The 22,475-nt window shown below is 64.8% G+C and carries 17 protein-coding genes; all 17 read left to right on the top strand.

Translation table 11 applies throughout. From position 1 onward, the window contains the following. The first annotated feature begins 69 nt into the window (after window positions 1-69). The 17 genes from GJE22_RS04025 to GJE22_RS03945 all read left to right on the top strand — a co-directional run bounded on the left by GJE22_RS04025 (window position 70) and on the right by GJE22_RS03945 (window position 22,335). Window positions 70-1,731: a CTP synthase gene (locus GJE22_RS04025; RefSeq protein WP_144688117.1), complete on the top strand. Its 1,662-nt coding sequence runs from the start codon at window positions 70-72 to the stop codon at window positions 1,729-1,731. Between the two features lie 4 nt (window positions 1,732-1,735). Continuing rightward, the gene (locus tag GJE22_RS04020) at window positions 1,736-2,716 is read left to right on the top strand and encodes a tyrosine recombinase (protein WP_144688118.1); all 981 of its coding nucleotides are present in this window, start codon (window positions 1,736-1,738) and stop codon (window positions 2,714-2,716) included. Between the two features lie 449 nt (window positions 2,717-3,165). Continuing rightward, complete coding sequence (locus tag GJE22_RS04015) at window positions 3,166-3,594, top strand: division/cell wall cluster transcriptional repressor MraZ (RefSeq protein ID WP_019128157.1); 429 nt, start codon at window positions 3,166-3,168, stop codon at window positions 3,592-3,594. Between the two features lie 16 nt (window positions 3,595-3,610). Continuing rightward, window positions 3,611-4,570, top strand: a complete 960-nt coding sequence (gene rsmH, locus GJE22_RS04010; protein ID WP_144688119.1) for a 16S rRNA (cytosine(1402)-N(4))-methyltransferase RsmH — start codon at window positions 3,611-3,613, stop codon at window positions 4,568-4,570. Between the two features lie 96 nt (window positions 4,571-4,666). Next, window positions 4,667-5,203: a cell division protein FtsL gene (locus tag GJE22_RS04005; protein ID WP_144688120.1), complete on the top strand. Its 537-nt coding sequence runs from the start codon at window positions 4,667-4,669 to the stop codon at window positions 5,201-5,203. 253 nt (window positions 5,204-5,456) lie between these two features. Beyond that, window positions 5,457-7,256: a peptidoglycan D,D-transpeptidase FtsI family protein gene (locus GJE22_RS04000; protein WP_328597177.1), complete on the top strand. Its 1,800-nt coding sequence runs from the start codon at window positions 5,457-5,459 to the stop codon at window positions 7,254-7,256. Between the two features lie 171 nt (window positions 7,257-7,427). Continuing rightward, window positions 7,428-8,876, top strand: a complete 1,449-nt coding sequence (locus GJE22_RS03995) for a UDP-N-acetylmuramoyl-tripeptide--D-alanyl-D-alanine ligase (RefSeq protein ID WP_144688121.1) — start codon at window positions 7,428-7,430, stop codon at window positions 8,874-8,876. After that, window positions 8,876-9,907, top strand: a complete 1,032-nt coding sequence (gene mraY / locus GJE22_RS03990) for a phospho-N-acetylmuramoyl-pentapeptide-transferase (protein ID WP_144688122.1) — start codon at window positions 8,876-8,878, stop codon at window positions 9,905-9,907. Before GJE22_RS03995 ends, mraY begins: the two co-directional genes overlap by 1 nt. A gap of 9 nt (window positions 9,908-9,916) precedes the next feature. Then, window positions 9,917-11,323, top strand: coding sequence for a UDP-N-acetylmuramoyl-L-alanine--D-glutamate ligase (murD, locus tag GJE22_RS03985; RefSeq protein ID WP_144688123.1), 1,407 nt, complete (start codon window positions 9,917-9,919; stop codon window positions 11,321-11,323). A 33-nt stretch (window positions 11,324-11,356) separates the two neighbouring features. After that, window positions 11,357-13,042 (top strand): putative lipid II flippase FtsW, encoded by a 1,686-nt coding sequence (gene ftsW / locus GJE22_RS03980; protein ID WP_144688124.1) that lies wholly within the window; start codon window positions 11,357-11,359, stop codon window positions 13,040-13,042. Then, on the top strand, window positions 13,032-14,156 hold the full coding sequence (gene murG, locus GJE22_RS03975) for an undecaprenyldiphospho-muramoylpentapeptide beta-N-acetylglucosaminyltransferase (protein WP_144688125.1): 1,125 nt from the start codon (window positions 13,032-13,034) through the stop codon (window positions 14,154-14,156). Before ftsW ends, murG begins: the two co-directional genes overlap by 11 nt. A gap of 201 nt (window positions 14,157-14,357) precedes the next feature. Continuing rightward, window positions 14,358-15,764: a UDP-N-acetylmuramate--L-alanine ligase gene (gene murC / locus GJE22_RS03970; protein ID WP_144688126.1), complete on the top strand. Its 1,407-nt coding sequence runs from the start codon at window positions 14,358-14,360 to the stop codon at window positions 15,762-15,764. 10 nt (window positions 15,765-15,774) lie between these two features. Beyond that, window positions 15,775-16,686, top strand: coding sequence for a UDP-N-acetylmuramate dehydrogenase (gene murB, locus GJE22_RS03965; RefSeq protein ID WP_144688127.1), 912 nt, complete (start codon window positions 15,775-15,777; stop codon window positions 16,684-16,686). 169 nt (window positions 16,687-16,855) lie between these two features. Continuing rightward, a complete protein-coding gene (locus GJE22_RS03960; RefSeq protein WP_235895805.1) occupies window positions 16,856-18,364 on the top strand; it encodes a cell division protein FtsQ/DivIB in 1,509 nt (502 codons plus the stop codon). Window positions 18,365-18,851: 487 nt separating this feature from the next. Further along, window positions 18,852-19,985 carry a cell division protein FtsZ gene (gene ftsZ / locus GJE22_RS03955; RefSeq protein WP_144688129.1) on the top strand — a complete coding sequence of 378 codons (1,134 nt, stop codon included), beginning with the start codon at window positions 18,852-18,854 and terminating at the stop codon, window positions 19,983-19,985. 517 nt (window positions 19,986-20,502) lie between these two features. Further along, the gene (locus GJE22_RS03950; RefSeq protein WP_144688130.1) at window positions 20,503-21,294 is read left to right on the top strand and encodes a polyphenol oxidase family protein; all 792 of its coding nucleotides are present in this window, start codon (window positions 20,503-20,505) and stop codon (window positions 21,292-21,294) included. 189 nt (window positions 21,295-21,483) lie between these two features. After that, window positions 21,484-22,335: a phosphate signaling complex PhoU family protein gene (locus GJE22_RS03945; RefSeq protein ID WP_144688131.1), complete on the top strand. Its 852-nt coding sequence runs from the start codon at window positions 21,484-21,486 to the stop codon at window positions 22,333-22,335. Window positions 22,336-22,475 lie beyond the last annotated feature (140 nt).

Raw genomic sequence — 22,475 nt, 5'->3', positions numbered from 1 at the left:
TATGGAATCCCGTACAGAGCGCCGCGTGCGCGGCCGAGGTTCTACTACGGGAAGCGCAGGTACAACATAATGACTAAGCACATCTTCGTGACCGGTGGCGTCGTCTCGTCGCTCGGAAAGGGTATCACCGCCGCGTCGCTCGGCCGCTTGCTCAAGAGCCGGGGATACAAGGTCACCATGCAGAAGGCTGACCCGTACCTCAACGTGGACCCAGGTACCATGAGCCCGTTCCAGCACGGCGAGGTCTTCGTGACCGAAGATGGCTATGAGAGCGACCTCGACCTTGGCCACTACGAGCGCTTCATCGACGAGAACCTTACCCGCGACTCCAACTTCACCACGGGCGCCATCTACCGCTCGCTCATCCATCGCGAGCGCCGCGGCGACTTCCTGGGCGGCACCGTGCAGGTGATTCCGCACGTCACGAACGCCATCAAGGACAAGTTCCGCCGCATCGAGGAGCAGACCGGCTCCGATGTGGTGATCACCGAGCTCGGCGGCACGATCGGCGATATCGAGAGCCAGCCCTTCGTGGAGGCCATTCGCCAGTATAAGAAAGACGCCGGCGCGGAGAACGTCTGCTACATCCATGTGAGCCTCGTGCCCTACATCGCCGCCGCCCACGAGGTCAAGACCAAGCCCACGCAGCATAGCGTGAAGGAGCTTCGCAGCTTTGGCATTCAGCCCGATATCATCGTGCTGCGCAGCGACCACGAGATCGACGATGCCATTCGCGCTAAGATCGCGAGCTTCTGCGATGTGGATGTGGACTGCGTGTTCACCAACGAGGACTGCGCCTCCATCTACGATGTGCCGCGCATGTTTGCCGAGCAGGACTTCGACCTGCGCGTCTGCGAGCGCCTGGGACTCGATCCGCGCGAGCGCGACATGAGCGAATGGGATGCCTTCCTCGAGAAGAAGAACCACGCCAACCATCATGAAGATGCCGTAAAGGTGGCCGTGGTGGGCAAGTACACCCAGCTCCCCGATGCGTATCTCTCGGTGATCGAGGCCATCCGCCACGCAGGGGTCTTCTACGACCGCCATGTGGACGTTGAGCTCGTGGATGGCGAGGAGCTTACCTGGGATTCGTGCCAGGAGGTGCTGGGCGATGCATCGGGCATCGTGGTGCCCGGCGGCTTCGGCGTGCGCGGTCTTGAGGGCAAGATCTGCGCGGCCCGCTTCGCCCGCGAGAACAAGATCCCGTATCTCGGCCTCTGCTTGGGCATGCAGGTCGCGGTCTGCGAGTTCGCGCGCGATGTGGCGGGCCTCGCCGACGCCAATTCCACCGAGTTCGAGCCCGAGTGCGCGCACCCTGTGATCGACCTCATGAGCTCTCAGGAGGACGTCACGGAGAAGGGCGGCACTATGCGCCTGGGCGCCTATCCTGCAAAGCTTGCCGAGGGCTCGCTGGTGCGCGAGGCCTATGGCGAGGAGCTCGTGTACGAGCGCCACCGCCACCGCTACGAGTTCAACAACGCCTTCCGCGATGAGCTCGAGGGGGCTGGGCTCGATATCTCGGGCATCTCGCCCGATGAGCGCCTGGTCGAGATGATCGAGCTGCCGCGCGACGTACACCCGTGGTTCGTTGCCACGCAGGCGCACCCCGAGTTTAAGAGCCGCCCCACGCGCCCGCAGCCGCTCTTCCGCGAGTTCACGCGCGCCGCGGTGGGCTATCACGAGGGCATCGACCGCTTGGACGTCACGCCCAAGAACGCCCCCGTGGCGTAGGGCGTTGGTCGCGCCTCGACATAGCGAGCGAAACGTCGGTTCGGCGCCTGGTTCCGCCTTCAGCGAGGCGGGCCGGGCGCCGTCTGCGCTCGAACAGGCGGCGGGGGAGTACCTCACCTCGCTGGCGGTCGAGCGGAATCTGGCGAAGAACACCCTCGCCGCCTATCGGCGCGACCTCGCGGCGTATCTGGGCTTCCTTTGCGAGAGGGGCATAGACGAGCCCGATGCCGTGAGCAAGCGCGATATCGATGCATTCGTGGCGGCGCGGCGAGATGCTGGCTACGCGGATGCCTCGATCGTGCGCGCCCTATCCGCCGTCAAGGGGCTCCATGCCTTCATGGCGCGCGAGGGGCTCTCGACCGCGCATCCCACGGCGTCGGTGCGTTTGCCCAAAAAAGAGGAGCGCTTGCCGGACTTCATCTCCGTTGAAGATGCCCGCGCCCTGCTCGACCAGCCGTTCCCCGCAACGTCGGCGGGTGCTCGCGATAGGGCTGAGCTCGAGGTCCTCTACGGCTGCGGATTGAGGGTGAGCGAGCTTTGCGGCCTCGATTTGCGCGACCTCTATCTCGACGATGAGTTCATGCGCGTGTTCGGCAAGGGGTCTAAAGAGCGGGTCGTGCCCATCGTGGGGAGCGCGCGTGCTGCGCTCGCGGCATACCTCGCGGGCCCGAGGGCGGAGCTCGCGGCGCATGACCGCGCGCGACGCGGCAGTGCTGCCGTGTTCCTCAACAAGAACGGCGGGCGCATTTCCCGGCAGTCGGTGCATGCTACGTGCGAGCGCTACGGGCGCCTCGTTGGCATCGAGGGGCTGCATCCGCACACCCTTCGGCATTCATTCGCGACGCACCTGCTCGCCGGCGGCGCCGACCTTCGCGTGCTGCAAGAGATCTTGGGGCATGCCGATATCTCGACCACGCAGATTTACACGCACCTAGACCGGAGCCAGCTGCAGGAGGTCTACCTCGCCGCCCATCCCCGCGCCTAGTGAGACAGTTGTGCCGGGTCAATCTGTCTCAATCTGTCTCACGAGACAGTCGTGCCGGGTCAATCTGTCTCGTTGCGCTGGACACCCGGGCGGTGCGAGAAGAGCCGGAAGTGCAAGCTTCACAGCCGACCTGCGGTCTTCATATCTTGCGCACGCCCGCTCCATCGTGCGGAAAAATCGCCTCAAGGTGAGGTTGAAGGTTAGGGTTGCCGCTCGTCCATCAAGCGGTAGGGCGCCCGCTGTCATCCAAACACAATATGTCGTGCTCAGGTTGGTTCCCCATTTGGGGAGCCGGTGTCCGTTGGTGGAGGCGTGGGAACCGGTGGGGGAGAAAGTGGGAAAAAATGTTGCTAAAAATCGCTTCAAACCATACTATTGAATGCGTCGACAGCCGGGGTGGTTCCCCGTACGAGCCCTAACCGAGTAACCGAGAGGAGGGCGCAGCAGAGATGTTTGCCGGGACGTTCGAGCGCAATCTCGATGCCAAAGGCCGCTTATCCCTGCCTGCTGCCATTCGCTCTGAGCTCGGCGAGCATGTGTACGTGTTGCCTGCACCGGACGTCGATGCCTTGTACGTGTTCTCGAACGAGAAGTTCGAGGATTGGGCACTGGGCCTCTTCGAAAAGCGCGGAGGCTTCAATTCCCGCAAGCGCGAGGATCAGGCGCTCATGCGCAAGATCATGGCGCGGGCGACGCCGATGGATATCGACTCCGCTTCGCGTATTGGTCTGAGCGAGACGCTGCGCGAGAAGGCTGGCCTCAATCGCGAGGTCACCGTGGTCGGAAACTGGGACCATCTCGAGATCTGGGATCGCGCGAAGTGGGCTGAAGCCGATGCGGATGATGAAGGGGACGAGGACCTGTTCTTCGACGAGTAACCGGGAGCAAACGGACATGGCTACGTTGACACCTGAATATCGGCATGAACCCGTCATGCTCCAGGAAGTGCTCGAAGCGCTTCGCCTGAGCGAGGGCTCCACCGTCTGCGACTGCACGCTCGGCGGCGCCGGCCATTCTGTGAAGATGGCCGCGCAGGTGGGCGAGGAGGGGCTCCTCATCGGCATCGACCAGGATGACATGGCACTCGCCGCCGCCCGTACGTGCCTTGCATCAGAGGCGCCGGGCGTGCCCTTGAAGCTCTTGAAGGGGAACTTCGGTGACCTTGACGAGCTTCTGTGCCGGGCCGAGGTGCCCGGCATCGATGGCATCCTCTTCGACTTGGGCGTTTCGAGTCCGCAGCTTGATATCCCTGGAAGGGGCTTCTCGTACCACGAGGATGCCCCGCTTGATATGCGTATGGACCCGGGTAACAACCCTTTAAACGCAGCTGAGGTCATCAACACCTATAACGAAGCCGACCTCGCCCGGATCCTTCGCGTATACGGTGAGGAGAAGTTCGCCGACAAGATCGCGCGAGAGATCGTGCGCCGTCGGCAGCTCAGTCCCATCGAGACCACGGGAGAGCTCGTCGAGGCCATCAAAGCGGGGATTCCCGCGGCGGCGCGCCGACACGGGCATCACCCCGCGCGCAAGAGCTTCCAGGCGATACGCATCGAGGTCAACCATGAGCTCGATGTTCTCGAGCGCGGCCTCGAGGCAGCGGTGCGCTGGCTCAATCCGGGAGGGCGCATCTGCGTCATCTCGTACCACTCGCTTGAGGACCGCATCGTGAAGCACGTCTTCCAGGAGCGGAGCCGGGGCTGCACCTGCCCGCCGGAACTTCCGGTCTGCATGTGCGGAAACGTGCCGACACTCAAGGTATTGACGAGAAAACCGCTGGTTGCCACGACCGAAGAGGTCGGGCGCAACCCGCGAGCGAGATCTGCCAAGATCCGCGTGGCCGAGCGCTTGTGAGCGCAACGCCCGCTTATCTTAGGTTCCATCCCGCACCGCACCAGAAACGTACCGTAAACGCACCACTAACGCACCGGGATGGGAGGCATGCGTACCATGGCGTACTACGATTCCAATGCGGCGTATGCCTACGACTTCGAGGCGATGCCAGCTCCGGCAGCTCGCCCCGAAACGGGCGCGGCGCCCGCTGAGCGCCCGCGCTTCGACGTCTATACAGGTGAGGGCCGCGAGGCTAACCAGGTCGTGAGCCCTGTCTTCACCCATGTGGTGAAGGTCTTCTGCGTGCTCGTCGCGCTCTTCTTCGCTATCGGCATCGCGCGCGTCGCCATCGCGGGCGTTACGGCATCGGTGCTCAACACGAACGCCGCGCTTAACAGCTCGCTCGAGACGGCGCAGGACGAGAGCTCGAATCTTGAGGTCATGAACTCGGTCTATGGAGCCGATACGCGCATCCGCGATCTTGCAACCGGAACGCTCGGCATGGTCGAGCCGGAGGACACGACGGTGCTCGATCTGAGCCAGGATGCCTCCGCGCAGGCGGGTTCAACCGATGACCAGGGCGCCGGCGCGGCAGCCACCGATGCTGCAGATGCAGGGTCGTCCGGGGCATCGAGCGCCGACGCAGCCCAATAGGTCCCGGGAGGTAGCAATGGCGCGCGACCGGTATACCGGGAGCGGACGAGACGACGGGCGGTACAGCCGCAGAGGTTCGTCGCGTCCGCGTCGTGATGCATTCAATCAAGGATATGAATCGATGTCTCGGGGAGGGGCCCCGCGCGATGCGTCGCAGCGTGGGTCCCGTTCCCATGCCGGTCGTTCAGGGCAGGCTTTCGGTTCTCCCCGCGGCAGTTCCCCCCGTGGCGCGGTGCGCCATGAAGGCGGGATGATGCGAGGCGGCCCAGCGCGAGGCGGCTCGGGTTCCGATGCCTTCGGCCCGGCACGGGGTGGCACCCGGGGCGGCGGAGGTTCCGGAAGGCCTCCCCGCGGCACGCGCCCGCAGGTCGACCTGCTTCATAGCGACCTTGACCACGAGGGAATCCCGCGACGCGCCGTCGTGATGGGGGCGCTCGGCCTGGGGATGGCACTCGGCCTCTGGAATCTCGCGGATTACCAGATCGTGAACGCCGAAACGTACCGGAAGCGCGCCGACGAGCGCCGCCTCTCGCGCCAGACCCTCTTCGCCAAGCGTGGCACCATCTACGACCGGAACGGGAACGTCCTCACCTCGAGCGTCGAGTGCCAGAACGTCTACGCCAACCCCAAGCTCGTGGAGGATGCCGACGAGGCAGTGAGCGCCCTCGTCGAACTATTGGGCGTCGACGAGGAGGCGTGCCGCGAGAAGGTCACGCGCGACACAACCTTCGTCTACATCAAGCGCCAGGTTGACCAGGATATCGCCGATGCGCTCTCGGAGCGCGGCATCAAGGGCATCGAGTTCGAGCAGACCATGAAGCGCGTGTACCCGTACGGCACGCTCGCCTCTCAGGTGCTCGGCGTGGTGAACATAGACAACGAGGGCGTCTCCGGTTTGGAGAGCTACTACGACGATGTGCTCACGGGCACGAACGGCTCCATCGTTCGCGAGCGGGCCCGTGATGGCTCTTATATCGCGGGCGGCGCCTACGAGAAGGTGTCTGCCAAAGACGGCACCGACCTCGTGCTCACGCTCGACGTGAACATACAGAGCGTCGCGGAGCAGGCGCTTGCCGACGCGGTCGAGAGCTCGGGCGCGGATTACGGATCGGCCATCGTATGCGATCCTGCGACGGGCGAGATCCTCGCCTGCTGCTCGTGCCCCACGTACGACCAGACCGATCTGGCGAACACGAACTCCGCCGACATGAACCTGCGCGTCGTGACGGACGCCTATGAGCCGGGCTCCGTGTTCAAGACGCTGGTGAGCGGCATGGGCATCGATCTGGGGCTCATGACGCCCGACACCACCTTCGACGTTCCGGCCGAGGTCAAGGTCGGCGACGACTGGGTGAACGACATCGACGACCGCGACTATGCCATGACCATGACGCTCCGCGAGATCATGCGGAGGTCTTCGAATACGGGCATGGTGCTCGTGGGCCAGAAGATCGGAGCGGATAACTTCGCCGAGTACCTCGACGCCTACGGCATCGGGACCAAATCGGGCATCGATTTTCCGGGCGAGTCCACCGGCATCGTGCGCGAGCGCAGCGAGTATGACGGTTCGAGCCTGGGATCGATGTCCTTCGGGCAGGGCATTTCCGTCTCGCCGATCGAGGTCACCCGGGCGGTGTGCGGCATTGCGAACGGCGGCGTCATGACGACCCCGCATTTCTTGAAGTCGAAGCACGGCGAGGAGCTCGATTGGAGCGACGGGGAGGCGAGCGCCATCAGCGCCGAGACGGCCGAGCTCGTGAAATCGATGATGATCACCGTCGTGGACGAGGGAACCGGTTCAGGGGCTGCGATCGAGGGGTATGACGTTGCGGGCAAGACCGGTACCGCCCAGCGCGCAGACGCGTCCGGTGGTTATCAGAAGGGTAACTACATGTCGTCCTTCATCGGGTTCGCCCCGACAAGCGAGCCGGCGGCCCTTGCCTACATCACTCTCGACGGCACGCCGTACCACTCCTCGGCCGCCACGCCGGCATTCAAGACCATCATGGAGCAAGCGCTTTCGGTGCTGGGCGTCAAGCGAACGCGTTCATAGTGAGTGTGCGGCCGCGCCCGGTGCCGCCGGGTGTCACGAGCTTGGCTGCGCTCGGGGCGAGGTGGTCCGCGCTCGAGCTTGCACACCTTGTGCGTTCCGCGCCGGCGCGCCCGGGCATCTTGGTCGCTACGGTACAATACGCAGCTGATGGAACTCGATTGAGGGGATTGCATGTTTGAGTTCACCGTAGAGACTATCGCGGGAGCTACGGGTGCCAGCGTTGTTGCCGGCGACCCCGCCCGTATCTGCCGGGGTTGCTTCATCGATTCGCGCCTTGTCGAGCGCGACGGCCTGTTCGTGGCATTTTCTGGTGAGCGCGTTGACGGGAACGACTTCGCGCCCCAGGCGGTGAGTGCGGGCGCGGCTGCCGTGGTGCTCACCCGGACGCCCGAGGACACCTTGCTCGAGCAGGCGGAAGCGGCCGGTTGCGCCGTACTGGTAGCGGACGATGCCCAGGAGTTCCTCCTGCGCCTTGCCCATGTCTACCGTTCCGAGCTCGCCTGTACCGTCGTGGGCGTTACCGGGTCGATTGGCAAGACCACGACGAAGGACTTCTTGGCGGCGCTTCTGGGCGCTCGCTTCCGCGTCTGGGCCACGAAGGGCAACTACAACAACCTGATCGGTTTGCCGCTCTCGATTTTGAGTGCTCCGCGCGATACGCAGGTGCTCGTGCTCGAGATGGGCATGAACGCTCGTGGCGAGATCGAGCGCCTTGCTGCATGTGCCGAGCCCTCGCTGGCGGTGATTACCAAGGTGGGCACCTCGCATATCGGCATGCTGGGGAGCCGTGAGAACATCGCGCGCGCTAAAGCAGAGATCGTCTCGGGCATGAGGCCCGTGCCAAGCGGCTCCGAGGCCGGGGTGCCCGGTACCGCTCCCGTGCTCGTGCTTTCGGGCGAGGACGACTTCACGCCATTCATTCGCGACGAGTTCGCCCTTCCTGCGGCGGTCGAGGTGGTCCTTGCCGGGACGGGCGCAGACGACGAGGTTCGCGCGTCGAATATCGAGCTGGACGTCGAGGGCCATCCGAGCTTCGACCTTCTGCTCGCCTCCGGTGAGTCCGCGCGCATCACGTTGGCGGTTACCGGGGCGCAATCGGTCTCCAATGCCGTGCTCGCCGCCGCCCTTGCGGAGCGCCTGGGTATCGATGCCGCGACGATGGAGGCGGCGTTCAAGCGCCTGGCGATCACCGGCCGCCGTCAGGAGCTCCGTCGTGCCGCGTGCGGTGCCCGCGTAATCGACGACACCTATAACGCGAGCCCCGAGTCCACGGCTGCGGCGCTCGACCTCCTCGAGATGCTTCCCGTCTCCGGCCGCCGCATCGCCGTTCTCGGTGAGATCGGCGAGCTTGGAGAAGAAGGGCCCCGCCTGCATGCACTCGTAGGCTCCTATGCGGCAGCGAAGAAGCCCGACCTGCTCGTGTGCGTGGGCACGGCCTGCGCAGAGGAGATGGCCGCTGCGGCGCGCCTCATGGGCATGCCCGCCCGCTCCGTCGCGATTGCCGGCGATACCGCACGCGCTACGGAACTCGTTCGGCAGTCGCTCCGCCCCGATGATACGCTGCTTGTGAAGGGCTCCCGCTTCCTGGGGCTCGATCGCCTCGTCGAGGAGGTCTGCTAATGCTCGGAAACGCTGCCTATCCAACCTATCAGGCATTCATCTCGCTCGCTGTCGCAGCGGTTATCGCCGCGGTGATCATGCCGTTGTGGATTCGCGTCATGAGGATCGAGCACTTTGGACAGCAGGTGCGCGCCGACGGCCCCGAGCAGCACCTCATCAAGCAGGGCACCCCCACGATGGGTGGCGTCGTCATCCTCGTCGCCCTGGCGATCACCTGCCTCGTCATGGGCAGGCTCACCGCAGAGCTTGCCCTCGTGCTCATCGCCACGCTGGCTACCGGAGTCCTCGGCCTTATCGACGACCTCACCTCCGTTACCCACGGGCGCTCCCTTGGCCTCACCCCGCACGCCAAGATGATCGGCCTCACCCTCATCTGCGTGCTCTTCTGCCTTCTTTCGATCAACTGGTGCGGCGTCGAGCCCGTCGTGCGGTTCCCGGGAGGCCTTTCCGTCGACCTCGGCGTGCTCACCACGACAGTCGATATCGCCGGTGAACCCTTCCATATCCCGTGGCTCTACATGATCTTTACCTGGCTGTTGATCGTGGGGCTCTCCAACGCGGTCAACCTCACCGACGGCCTAGACGGCCTTGCGGGCGGAACGTCCATGATCGCGATGCTCGTGATGGCTGCAGTGTGCTTCATCTGCAACGATTCGAACCTCACCATCTTCTGTGCCGCCTGCGCGGGTGCCTGCCTCGGCTTTTTGTGGTTCAACTGCTATCCGGCGAGCATCTTCATGGGCGACACCGGCTCGCTCGCGCTCGGCGCGGCGCTCGCCTGCGTCGCCGTCATGACCAACACCGAGATCGTGTCGCTCATCGTGGGCGGGCTTTTCATCATCGAGACGCTCTCTGTCATGATCCAGGTCGTGAGCTTCAAGCTCACAGGCAAGCGCGTCTTCCTCATGGCGCCCATTCATCATCATTTTGAGAAGAAGGGCTGGGCCGAGACGAAGGTGGTCATCCGCTTCTGGATCATCGCGGCCGCCTTCGGCGCGCTTGGCCTCGCGGTCTTCTTCCAGTTGGGATAGTGGTTCTTCATGCTGCTGCCAGAAACCTTCGACCTGCTTGTACTCGGGCTCGGGTCTACGGGCCTGGCCGTTGCCCGCTGGGGCGCGGCGCACCTTGGTGAGCGCGTGCGCTCGGTTACCGTTTATGGCGGGGCGGCTTCTACCCCCTCCGCCGAAACGGATGCGCTCGGGGCCGCAGGGGTGCGCTTCGTCTTCGGGACAGAGTTGGTCGAGGGTGGCTACGATATATGCGTGGCGAGCCCGGGTATCTCGGAGTTCTCCGCGTTCTTCGCCCGCGGCCGCGAGCATGCGCTTGCCATCATGGGCGAGCCCGAATTTGCGTGGCGCCTCTCGCCCGAGCACTGGATCGCTGTCACCGGCACCAACGGCAAGACCACGACGACCTCGCTTGTCAACCATATCTTGAGCGAGTCCGGCCGTTCCTCGGTCGCGGTGGGCAACATCGGCCTGGCGCCGATCGCTGCCGTGGACGACCGCGCTCCCGGCTCTTGGTTCGCTGCAGAGCTTTCGAGCTATCAGCTGGCAACGACGAGCATGCTACATCCGCGCGTCGCGGTGCTCATGAACATCACGCCCGACCATCTGGCGTGGCACGGCACGCTCGACGCCTATGCCGCCGCTAAGCGCAAGATCTTCGCCAATCAGGAACCCGGCGATCTTGCTGTTGTGTGCGTGGAAGACGCGGGCGCCCGAGCTGCGCTTTCTGCGGCGCGCTCGACGGGTGCTGCCGTCTGCGAGCTTTCGCATGATGATTCCGGGGCCGCCTCGGCGGCGTTTTGCGATGAAGGCGTGCTTGTGGTGCGCTTGAACGGCGTGGAGCACCGCTTGGTTCCCACCGCCGAGCTTCGCATCCGGGGCGCGCACAACGAGCTCAACGCGCTCGCAGCGGCTGCAGCTGCGCTGTGGGTCGGCGCTTCGGACGAGGACGTCCGCGCGGCGCTCGTCTCGTTTACGGCTCTCGAGCATCGTATCGAGCCTGTCGCGCAGATCGACGGCGTGCGCTACATCAACGATTCCAAGGCGACCAACACCGATGCCGTCGTAAAGGCGCTCACTGCCTTTCCCGACGAGCCCGTGGTGCTGCTGCTCGGCGGCAGCGACAAGGGTACACCGCTCGAAGAGTTCGTCGAGGACGTCGTGCATTCCACGGTGAGGGCTGTGGTCTGCTTCGGCGATGCCCGCCAGCGTTTCCTCGACGCCTTCGTGGAGGCAGCCGGCCGCCATGATATCGACGTTGCCGAGGCCGAGGACCTCGCTGACGCCGTGGATGTGGCCCGCTCGCTTGCCGAACGGGGCGACGTGGTCCTGCTTTCTCCCGCCTGTGCCTCGTTTGACGAGTTCTCGGGCTTCGAGGAGCGCGGGCGCGCCTTCAAGGAGCTCGTGGCGGCACTCGGGCGGGATGCCGAGTCAGCATAAGGTGTTTTTACGGCAAGACCGATAGGGACGGTAATGGCAGAGGAACCAAGGCAGCAAACCGGTGCATCGGCGGATGCGTCGGATGAGAAGCGCTCCCGGCGCCACGGGCGCATGGGTGGCCGCGCGCGCCGGGAGGCGGGGGAGCACTCCGCGCTCGGAGAGCGCCTCATCGCTGGCGTGCCGGCGCGCATCATGCGCCCCCGGCTCGTCTTCATCGTATGCCTCGCGGCACTTCTCGCGTTCGGCCTCCTCATGGTGTACTCGGCCTCGTCTGTCGAGGCGCTCAGTGAATACGGCAGCTCGACCTATTTCCTCGAGCGCCAGGCTATCTTCATCCTGGCTGGACTCGCGCTTGCGGCTTGGCTTTCGCGGATATCGCTCGCCACCATGCGCTCGCCGTTGGCGTGGTGGGCGTGGGGGGCCATGATGCTGCTGCTCGCCGCCGTGCTCGTCCTCGGTAGGAACGTGGGTGGCGCCACCCGTTGGATCAGCCTGCCGCTCATCGGCCAGCTCCAGCCCTCGGAGTTCGCCAAGAGCGTGGTCGTCATGACGGCGGCCAAGATTCTGCACGAGTACTACGAGGAGCAATCCATCGACACCTGGACCATGATCAAGTTCCTGGCGATCTGCGTGGCCGTGCCGCTCATCCTCATCATCCTCGAGCCCGACCTGGGGTCGTGCCTCATCATCGCGGGTTCAGTTTTCGTCATGTGCTACTTCGCGGGCTTTTCCTACAAGCTTCTGGGGCTCGTGGTGCTTATCGGCGGCCTTCTGGCGCTCGCGCTCATCTTCTCGTCGAGCTATCGCGCCGCACGCCTCTTCACGGTGAGCGACCCCTGGGCCGACCCGTACGGAGATGGCTACCAGGCGACCCTCGCCATCATGGCCTTCGCTTCGGGCGGCATCTTCGGCCGAGGCATCGGCAACTCGACCATGAAGTACAACTACCTCCCCGAGGCTCACAACGACTACATCCTCGCCATCATCGGCGAGGAGCTCGGGTTCGTGGGCGTCGCCATCTTCTTCGCGGTCTTCGCCCTGCTCATCTATGCGGGTCTCAAGATCGCAAGCCAGTCGCCCACGGTTCAGGGAAGGCTCATCGCCTCCGGTTGCTCGGTCATGCTCATGATCCAGTTCCTCGTTAACATGCTCGGCATCTTGGGCGTCACGCCCATGACGGGCAAGCCGCTGCCGTTCATCTCGTATGGCGGTTCTGCGATGATCGGCATGCTCGCGCTTGCCGGGCTCATCATGCGCGTCTCTTTGGAAAGCAATCCAAAGACGGTCTACGACGCCCGCCGCGCAGGCTTCCGCGTGATGGGGGAGGGAGCGCCCGAGGCAGATGGCGGCGATTCCGGAGCCATCGAGGGGAGCACCGCTGGCGCCGCCCGCCCGCGCTCCTCGCGCCGGCATGAAGGCTTCAGCGTGGTCGACGGTACCGGCTTTGTTGCCCCCGGTGAAGGGTCCCGGCCGATGGGGCGCTCGGAGGGACGCGCTGGCCGCACGGGCTCCGCGAGCCGCGGCGGCGGTGCGGCAGACCGCGCCACTCGGAACACCCGGCCCTCTTCGGGCAGGACGCAATCCTTTGAGCGCGGTGGATCCTATGAGCGTGTGAACCTTGGGGCAGATCCCGCCGACCGCTTGCGCTCGCGCGGTCCCCAGAGGCGCTATGATGGTGGCGATGACTCATCGAAGAGAAGGGGGCCCCATGGCCGCTAACCTGAACATAGCGATTGCCGCAGGCGGCACCGCCGGGCATGTGAACCCCGCTCTCGCTCTTGCAGAGGAGCTCCGGCGCCGCGGGCACACGGTGCGGTTCTACGGCGAGTCCCGCAGGCTCGAGGGCACACTCGTGCCCGAGGCCGGGTTCGACTTCACGCCCGTGCACGTGACGGGCTTCGACCGGGAACGGCCCTGGACGCTCATCACCGCGCTTATGCACCTCGCGCGCGCGGAGGGGCGCATCGTGCGCGATTTCAAGCGCGACCCATCGCTTCGCCCCGATGTGGTCATCGGGTTCGGCGCCTATATCGAGCTGCCGCTCGTGCGCGCCGCCGCCAAGCTCGGCATACCCTACGCGCTCCATGAGCAGAACTCTGTTCCCGGACTTGCCAACAAGCAGTCGGCGAAAGGCGCTGCACTCATCGCCATCGCCCAACCGAGCGTGTCCGAGGTTTTCGAGAAGCATGGTGCGCCGGCTTCCGCCATCAAGTTCACCGGTAATCCCGTGCGTGCATCGGTGCTCGCGGGCGATCGTGCGCGCGGTCGCGCCGCGCTCGATGTCCCAGACGGCGCGACGCTCCTCGTTGCCTTCGGCGGGTCGCTCGGCGCGCATCACCTCAACGAGCGCTTGATATCGCTTAAGCGGGACCTGCTGGCACGGGACGACGTTTACGTGCTCCATTCCACCGGTGCAGACGATTATGACGATACCGTGCGTGCGCTTGCGCTCGCGCCCGAGGAGGCCGCCCGTTACAGCGTGCGCCCCTACATCGACGATATGGGCGACGTGCTCGCCGCGGCCGACCTCGTGCTCTCTCGCGCCGGTGCGTCCTCGATCGCCGAGATCGCTGCCCTTGCGGTGCCCGCTGTGCTCGTTCCCTATCCGCATGCAACCGCCGACCACCAGACGACGAACGCTCGCTACCTCGTGGACGCGGGAGCTGCGCTTCTCTGCCCGGATGCCCAGATCGACTCCCAGGATTTCGCCGACACCCTGCTGGGCCTCTTGGCCGACGGCGCCCGCCGCGAGCGTATGCGCGCTGCCGCGCAGGGGCTTGGGCAGGACCGTGCCGCCCAGAACCTCGCCGACGCCCTCGAGGCGCTCGCATAGGGTCTCGCCAGGCTCTCGCTCCACGCGGGCGCTGGCAGCTCTGCATCGATTCAGCTCGCGCAGCGATATCCCGGTGCGGCGCGTGGCCGGCGCATATCGTGCCGCCGGGCGTGGGCGTCGCGTGTCGCCTTTGTCATGGCGGCGATTGTCACCTACAATCAATGGGTCGAACTACAGACCAGAGAGAGGGAGTAACCCCACATGGTAGACACCCCGAAAGCCCCCGGCTCGTTCCGCGTCCATTTTATCGGCGTAGGCGGGGCGGGCATGAGCGGCATCGCCCTCGTGCTTCACGAGCGCGGTTATGCGGTGAGCGGTTCCGACCTCAAGACCTCGCGCTATATTCGCCAGCTCACGCGCGCGGGCGTTGATATCCATATCGGTCACGACGCCGCCACCATCGATGCCGTGAAACCCGATGTCGTGGTCGTCTCCACCGCCATCCCCGAGACCAACCCCGAGCTCATGCGCGCGCGAGAGCTCGATATTCCGGTGTGGCCGCGCGCCAAGATGCTCTCTGAGCTCGGGCAGGGGTACACGACGATCGCCGTTGCCGGGACTCACGGCAAGACGACGACGTCGTCCATGGTCGCCACGATGCTCGACCGCATGAAGCTCGACCCGAGCTTCCTCATCGGAGGCATCGTCGAGGGCTATGATACGAACGGGCGGAACGGCCAGGGTGAGTATTTCGTTGCCGAGGCCGATGAGTCCGATAGCTCCTTCCTCTATCTCGATCCCGATGTCGTGGTCGTGACGAACATCGAGGCCGACCATCTCGACCACTATTCGTCGCTCGAGGAGATCGAGGAGACGTTTGCGAAGTTCATGTCGCTCGTGGGCGAGGAGGGTACCGTCGTCGTCTGCGGAGACAACCCCCATGTTGCCGAGCTTGCCCGCTCGACGGGCCGTCGCGTGGTCACGTATGGCACCGATGCGGCGAATGATGTCGTCTGCACCCCGCATGCGCACGAGCATGCTCTCGAGGGTGCCTGTACGGTAACGCTTCCCGACGGCGCGACCCACGAGGTGGTTATCAAGAGCAATCCCGGGACGCACAATCTGCTCAACGCTACCGCGGCGCTCGTGGTGGCATGGGTGCTCGGACTCGATGCGCACGCTGCCGCCGAGGCGCTTTCCGGGTTTGCCGGCGTGCGTCGCCGGTTCACCCGCGTGGGCGACATCGATGGCATCACCGTGGTCGATGATTACGGTCACCATCCCACCGAGATCAAGGCGACGCTCGCTGCGGCGCGCGGCCTTGGGTTCAAGAACGTGGACGTGGTCTTCCAGCCGCACCGTTACTCCCGCCTGCAGGCGCTCGTCGACGATTTCGCCGACGCGTTCGCCGATGCCGACAAGCTCGTGCTCATCGACGTCTTCTCCGCGGGTGAGATGCCCATTCCCGGCGTGACGAGCAAGATGCTCGCCGATACGGTGCGCGCACACCATCCTGGAAAGAGCGTGTCCTACGTCCCCGGCCGCATGCAGCTTCTCGAGGCGCTCAGCGATATTGTGGAGCCGGGCGACCTGCTCATCACCATGGGCGCAGGCGACGTGACGACGGTGGGCCCCGAGTTCATCGACTACCTCACCAACAAGGAGTAGTGAGTGCCCTATGGGGCTCTTCAACGTCTCTATGGCGCTCATCGGGGCGCTCGATACCGACGTGCTCGAGAACGAGAAGCTCGCGCGCCATACGAGCTACCGCATCGGCGGGCCCGCGTCGCTTCTCGTGACGTGCCATAGCTACCATGCGCTGAGGCGCGCCATCGAAACCGTAAACGCGGAAGGCGTGCCCTGGGTGGTCATGGGGCGTGGGTCCAACATTCTCGTCTCCGACGATGGCTATCGCGGGGTGGTCATCATGCTGGGGCGCGAGTTCGGCCGCACGGTCATCGCCGAGGACGGCTGCACGCTCACGGTAGGTGCCGCGACCGTGCTCATGCGCGTGGTGAACGATGCCTACGCGAGGGGCCTTTCGGGGCTCGAGTTCGCGGTGGGCATTCCCGGCACGCTCGGCGGCGCCATCAACATGGATGCGGGAACGCGCGACGAGTGGATCGGCTCGGTGGTGAAGAGCGTGATGACGTACCGGCCTGGTACGGGGATCTGCCGCTACGAACACGACCAGATCGCCTGGGGGTACCGCTCGTGCAGTCTGCCTGCGGGAGAGATCGTGCTCGAGGCGACGCTCGGCCTCACGCCCGCATCGAAGCAGGACATCAGTACCAAGATGGATCGCTATCTCTCGCGGCGGCGCCGCACGCAGCCCATGGCCGCGGCGTCGTGCGGCTCGGTGTTCCGCAACCCTCCCGATGGGAGCGCGGGCAAACTGATCGAGGATTGTGGATTGAAGGGTTTTTGCGTGGGCGGCGCGGAAGTGTCTCCCGTTCACGCTAACTTTATTGTGAACAAGGGCGCGGCTACGGCGTCGGACGTCCTTAACGTGATTCGAACAGTGCGCGGAAAGGTTCAAGAGACGTATGGCGTTGAGCTCCAAACGGAAGTCAAGTTCCTCGGCTTCTAATGCGTCGAAGCCGACCTTCCGTCGTGCCTCGACAGCGGGCTCATCGAAGGCGCGCGCGAAGGCCCCCTCGCCTTCTTCGCGCCCCGCTTCCCGCGCGTCAAAGCAGCCCGTCTCAAAGCGGTCGGGCTCTACCGGCGGCGGCTTTGCCCGTGGGGCTTCCGCTCCCCGCATGGGAGCAGGGGGCAAGGGCGGCGTTGCGCGCCCCCGTGCCCAGGCGAGCTCGCCCTCCGCGGCCCCGCGTACCCGAGCAGCTGGCAAGCAAAAGGCTTCCGTCAAGCCACAGGCCGCCGCTCGGCAGGCGGGAGCGTCACGCCTTGCCCCCAAGCCTGCGGCGAAGGCCTCGTCGCGCTCTGTTGCGGGGTCCGTCTCGTCGCGTCCTGCTGCGGGGCGCAAACCGCTGCGCCAGCCGGCGGCAGCGTCTCCCGCATCTCGTTCCAAGCTCGGCGCTTCGGGCGCCTCTCGTTTGAAGCCCTCACCGAAGCCTTCTGGAACTGCGAAGCGCGGCGCCGTGCGCGCTTCCAGCGGTGCGAGCGAGGGGCGTGCAGGCCTTGCCTCCGCGCTCGGTCGCATCAAGCTTCCTGCTGTCGCGATTCCGGGGCGCATCGTGGCGGTGGTCGCTGCGGTGCTCCTGGTGCTGGTCGTTGGCGGGGTGGTCGTTACCAACTCGCCGATCTTCTCGGTGACGGAAGTCGTCGTGAACGGCAGCGAGCATGTTACGCAGGATACGGTCGAGCGTTTGGTGGACGTTCCCGAGGGTTCGACGCTCTTCAATTACGATGCATCGGCGATCGAGGCGTCGCTCAAGCAGAATCCCTGGGTCGAGAGCGTGCAGATCGAGCGCACGTTCCCGCATACGATCACCATCACGCCGGTTGAGTACAAGGTCGCTGCAATCGCCTATATCACCTCGAGCGACGTTGCCTGGGCAATCGATGCGAGCGGTACCTGGATCGCGCCCATCTCGCTGTCGGTCACGGTAGATGCCGAGGGGAACGTCGTTTCGGGCACGGCGGGCACGCAGGCAAGCCTGCAGCAGGGGAGCGATGGCTCGGCAGACGCGTCTGCTTCTTCTGACGGTGCGGGCGGCGATGCGGCTTCCTCTGACAGCACGGATGGCGACGCTTCGTCGTCCGGTGACGGCGCGGATGCCTCCGGAGCATCTTCAGATTCGGATGCAGCCGGTGATGCCGAGGGCGGCTCCTCCACAGATTCCGATACGGCTTCAGCCGATGGCGGCTCGGGCTCCGACGCAGCTTCGGCCGATAACGCTTCGAGCTCCGATGGCAGTGCCGCCGACGGTACGCAAACCTTAACCGGCCTCAACGCCGCGCTGGCGCTTGCACGCCAGGACGGTGCGGTGCTTTTCACCGACATAGCATCCGATGTCGAACCCTCAGAAGGTAGTAAGGTTTCTTCGGATGTCATCACGGCGGGGCTGGAGTACGTAAGCGGCTTCTCAAGCGACTTCCTCGCGCAGATCGATTACCTGTCGCTCGAGTCGGTCGATGCCATCTCCGTCTTCCTTTCGAATGGCATCGAGGTCGCGCTCGGGGAGCCTACCGACGTCTCGCTCAAGGAGCGGGTCGTTACCGGGCTTCTCGACCAGGTGCAGGGCATCACGTATATCGATGTCCGCAACCCCGAGAGCCCGACATACCGTAGCGCGCCGAGCGCTTAGGGAGGAGCCTCGCGTCCGTGTGCACTCTGGGAGCGCTGGGCTACTGCGGTGCATGCGGGGCGCCCGGGATGCCGCAGCACGTCGGGGAGGAGCCGGGTGTCCGTGCGGGGTGCGCCGGGCTGCCGCAGCACGCCCGGGGAGGAGCCGGGTGTCCGCGCTGGGCGCAAGAAACGCCCAGCAGGTGCGATGAGCGTCTATCAAAGCTCTGAACGCCGTCCTGTGACCCGCGCTGCGCCCAGACCCGTCCGTGTCTCCGTGGTGTTCTGTGAGAGGGGCGTTGCGCGTCGAGCACGCACCCTGAAATCCGCGTTGCATGATGTCACCCCGCCCGACCTGCGAATATGCAGCGAGCTTCATATTTTCGCCTCCGTCCATTTGACTCCAACTGCATTTTTGTGCAAAGATATGCCGATTTACCTCGACGTTTAATGTAAACTTGAACGTTAGAGTTTAACCCGGAACCGCAGTCCGAATTCGGAGGACCGACATGCACGAGAGCGAGATCAGCAACTACCTTGCCGTCATCAAAGTGGTGGGCGTCGGCGGCGGCGGAACCAACGCGGTCAACCGCATGATCGAGGAGGGTATCCGCGGCGTCGAGTTCGTGGCCATCAACACGGACGCGCAGGCGCTCGCGATCTCGGATGCGGACATCAAGGTCCACATCGGTACCGATCTTACGCGTGGCCTGGGCGCCGGCGCGAACCCCGAGATCGGCCGCAAGGCTGCCGACGAGAGCCGCGACGACATCCAGGAGGCGCTCGAGGGTGCCGACATGGTGTTCATCACGTGCGGCGAGGGCGGCGGCACCGGAACCGGCGCTGCTCCCATCGTGGCCGACATCGCCATGAACGACATCGGCGCGCTGACCGTGGCCGTCGTGACCAAGCCCTTCACCTTCGAGGGCCGCAAGCGCAAGGCGAGCGCCGAGGAGGGCATCCGTACCCTGGCCGACTGCGTCGACACCATGATCGTCATCCCGAACGATAAGCTGCTCGACATCGCCGAGAAGAAGACCACCATGCTCGAGGCCTTCGCCACGGCCGATGGCGTGCTTTCCCAGGGCACCCAGGGCATCACGGACCTCATCACCGTGCCCGGCATCATCAACCTCGACTTCGCCGACGTGAAGACCATCATGAAGCAGGCCGGTACCGCCATGATGGGCATCGGCACCGCCTCCGGCGACAACCGCGCCGTGGACGCTGCCCAGCAGGCCATCTCGAGCCGCCTGCTCGAGAGCTCCATCGATGGTGCCACGCGCGTGCTGCTCTCCATCGCCGGCTCCAAGGACCTCGGCATCCAGGAGATCAACGACGCCGCCGACCTCGTGGCGAACGCCGTCGACCCCGAGGCGAACATCATCTTCGGTACCGTGGTGGACGAGTCGCTCGGCGATCAGGTGCGCATCACCGTCATCGCCACCGGCTTCTCCGATGCCAACGTGGGCCGTCAGGACCAGCTCTTCCAGGCAAGCACCCAGAAGAGCGAGCCTGTTTCCGCGCCCGCTCAGCAGAGCAAGCAGCCTTCTTCGACGCGCACCATCGGTGGCACCGAGGTTCCGAACTTTGGTAACGACCAGTTCGAGCTTCCCGATTTCCTGAAGCGCGGCAACTTCTAGCCTGCATCGCGGATTCGGGCGGATTCGTCTGCATCGGCACAATTGGTTGCATTGCATGAGCGCCGGGGCTGATTGCCTCGGCGCTTCTCGTATCGAGCAAAGGCATGGCCTTGCGCTCCCAAGGGAACCGGGCGCGCCCGAGAGCGACTAAGATGCCGGCGGTCGAGCCCAGCGGGCACGCTTGACGAACAGGCCTGGCGGACGGAAGAGCCCGGCGTACGAGCTTCACGAACGCGCCTGGAGAACGAGCTCGGCGGGCGCGAGAGAGATCCTATTTCAAAGTTGCATGCCGAATTACGCAATAAGAGCCGAAATTTCTCTCCTTATTGCGTAATTCGGCATGCAGGATGTCGTGTAGGCCGCCGCATAAGGTGCCATGCAGGCTACCTCGTAGGTCGCCGCAAGAGATGTCGTGTGAGCTGCCTTGTAGAAGTCTGCGCGGGATGTCGTATGGGCCGCCGCGCTGGATGGCATGTAGAATGAACAGAACACAGGGACTCGCGCTTGGGGAGGCGCTATGCAGGAGCTTGAACGTTTGGTAGACGATACGGGCGTTGCGTTGGTGGGGTCCCTCGAAGGCCCGGTTGCATTCGGATTCACCGAGCGGACGGGCGGAGTTTCGAAGCCCCCTTACGCCTCGTTGAATTTGGGAAGCCATGTGGGTGATGCGCCCGAGGCGGTCCAGGAGAACCGGCGCCGCGTGCTTGCAGCGCTCGGATGCGAGGAGGCGCTCGACCGCCTTATCGTTCCCAACCAGATCCACGGCGACCGTGTTGTGACCGTGTCCTCTTCGGATGCAGCAGCGCTCGGTGAGGCTCGCGCTGAGGCCGCTGCGGGCGCCGATGCCGTCGTGTGCACCGTTCCGGGCGTACCGGTGCTGCTGTGCTTTGCCGACTGCGTTCCCGTGATCGTTGTCTGCCCGGGCGGTTTCGCCGTCGTCCATTCGGGCTGGCGGGGTACGTATGCGGAAATCGCCGGAACGGCGGCGCGTGCATTGGGCAAGGCCACGGGTTGCGCACCGAGCGATATGCGTGCATATATTGGCCCGCACATCCTGGGCGATGAGTACGAGGTCTCCGCTGAGCTTATCGAGCAGTTCTCCCAGCGGTTCACCGATATCAACCCATCGGGCCCGCGGATGCTCGACCTTTCGCGCGCCATCACGCAGGCACTCGTTCGTGCCGGTTTGGCGGAGGGGTCCGTTCTTGATACGCGTCTTTCCACCGTTCGCCACAACGACCGCTTCTACTCCTATCGTGCCGAGAACGGCTCCTGCGGGCGTCATGCTGCGGTCGCGGTGATGCGCTGACCCGGTGCCCCCGACCGTTTGCCGGGTGCCGAACGGCTCCTTACACATTCCTTACATGCGCCACGTAGAGTGAGGTGGGGGCATTGCGCCATGCCCGCCTGCGGCGATTCGCTACGCGAGCCGGGCCGCGCTGCCGCCCCTGGTGTATTTGACCTGCTTGTATTCGGTTTGGCTTGTAAGGAGTAGACCATGCGAAAGCTGTACCATCGCCAGCTCGTGGAGGCACGCCACGAGATGCTCTCGATCTACGAGACGATCGACCTCGCCCTCCACGATGCCGTGCGCGCATTCATCTCGGGAGACAAGAAGCTCGCGGGCGCTACGCGGGAGAAGACGTATCAGATCGATGCGCGCTGCGCGAACCTCGAGGCGGTCTGCTACAACCTCATTGCTACCCAAGGGCCGGTCGCATCGGATTTCAGGCTTCTCCAGACCATCATCTATACCGATTTCTGCCTGCAGCGCATGTGCGATAAGGTCCGTCGCACCGCACGTGCGGCAAAGCTGCGGGTCTCGGCCGATATCGAGCTTCCGGCAGAGCTTATCGAGCTCGTTGAGGAAGAGGCGAAGACCGTCTATAGGGTCATGGGAACGGCCGCCTCGGTGCTCGTGCTGAACGACCTTGGCCTTCTGCGCGAGCTGAGCGAGCAGGAGGAGTCTGCTCACGGCATCTACGAAGAGTTCTTCCGTTCGTACAATCGCATGTCGGCCATCGATCTCGGCGAGGGGAGCGACGACAGCTCATACGACGACCTGCGCCGCGTAATCATGGCGTCGCGCTATCTCGACCGGTGCGCGCAGTACAGCATCGACGCAGCCGCGCGCATCCTGTTCCTGCTCACCGGCCAGCGGTGGAACCAGATGGAAATCGCCACCTTCGATGAGGACGAGCTCGAGGGGATGAGGGTTCCGGCGGGAGAGGGCGCGTTTCTCGATCCAGCATCCGATGCGCTCTGCGTGGCGCGCATCCCGCGCGACGAGCTCGATCCACGCGTGCGCGAGCTCATCAAGGGCGTCGCAGGGGTCGTGTCCGCTGAGTAGGCGCCGCAAGAGCCATGCCGGCTGAGTAAGCACCTGAGTGCTTCGCCCGCCGAACAGACGCCGCGCGTACCTCCATGCGGAGGCGGTGCTCCTCAAAACCGTAAACATTGCGCGTTCGAGCGCGATCCTCTTCGCAGGGT

Origin of the sequence: Enorma shizhengliae (genome assembly GCF_009676995.1) — a bacterium.
Taxonomy (GTDB): Bacteria; Actinomycetota; Coriobacteriia; order Coriobacteriales; family Coriobacteriaceae; genus Enorma; species Enorma massiliensis.
Note: the sequence above shows the minus strand (reverse complement) of the source record. Positions and strands in the feature narration are given on the sequence as shown.

Excerpts from the sequence above, each read along its gene's own strand:
- GJE22_RS04025 (WP_144688117.1), top strand. The coding sequence starts at position 70 with ATGACTAAGCACATCTTCGTGACCGGTGGCGTCGTCTCGTCGCTCGGA.
- GJE22_RS04015 (WP_019128157.1), top strand. The coding sequence starts at position 3,166 with ATGTTTGCCGGGACGTTCGAGCGCAATCTCGATGCCAAAGGCCGCTTA.
- rsmH (WP_144688119.1), top strand. The coding sequence starts at position 3,611 with ATGGCTACGTTGACACCTGAATATCGGCATGAACCCGTCATGCTCCAG.
- GJE22_RS04005 (WP_144688120.1), top strand. The coding sequence starts at position 4,667 with ATGGCGTACTACGATTCCAATGCGGCGTATGCCTACGACTTCGAGGCG.
- GJE22_RS04000 (WP_328597177.1), top strand. The coding sequence starts at position 5,457 with ATGCGAGGCGGCCCAGCGCGAGGCGGCTCGGGTTCCGATGCCTTCGGC.
- GJE22_RS03995 (WP_144688121.1), top strand. The coding sequence starts at position 7,428 with ATGTTTGAGTTCACCGTAGAGACTATCGCGGGAGCTACGGGTGCCAGC.
- mraY (WP_144688122.1), top strand. The coding sequence starts at position 8,876 with ATGCTCGGAAACGCTGCCTATCCAACCTATCAGGCATTCATCTCGCTC.
- murD (WP_144688123.1), top strand. The coding sequence starts at position 9,917 with ATGCTGCTGCCAGAAACCTTCGACCTGCTTGTACTCGGGCTCGGGTCT.
- ftsW (WP_144688124.1), top strand. The coding sequence starts at position 11,357 with ATGGCAGAGGAACCAAGGCAGCAAACCGGTGCATCGGCGGATGCGTCG.
- murG (WP_144688125.1), top strand. The coding sequence starts at position 13,032 with ATGGCCGCTAACCTGAACATAGCGATTGCCGCAGGCGGCACCGCCGGG.
- murC (WP_144688126.1), top strand. The coding sequence starts at position 14,358 with ATGGTAGACACCCCGAAAGCCCCCGGCTCGTTCCGCGTCCATTTTATC.
- murB (WP_144688127.1), top strand. The coding sequence starts at position 15,775 with ATGGGGCTCTTCAACGTCTCTATGGCGCTCATCGGGGCGCTCGATACC.
- GJE22_RS03960 (WP_235895805.1), top strand. The coding sequence starts at position 16,856 with ATGGGAGCAGGGGGCAAGGGCGGCGTTGCGCGCCCCCGTGCCCAGGCG.
- ftsZ (WP_144688129.1), top strand. The coding sequence starts at position 18,852 with ATGCACGAGAGCGAGATCAGCAACTACCTTGCCGTCATCAAAGTGGTG.
- GJE22_RS03950 (WP_144688130.1), top strand. The coding sequence starts at position 20,503 with ATGCAGGAGCTTGAACGTTTGGTAGACGATACGGGCGTTGCGTTGGTG.
- GJE22_RS03945 (WP_144688131.1), top strand. The coding sequence starts at position 21,484 with ATGCGAAAGCTGTACCATCGCCAGCTCGTGGAGGCACGCCACGAGATG.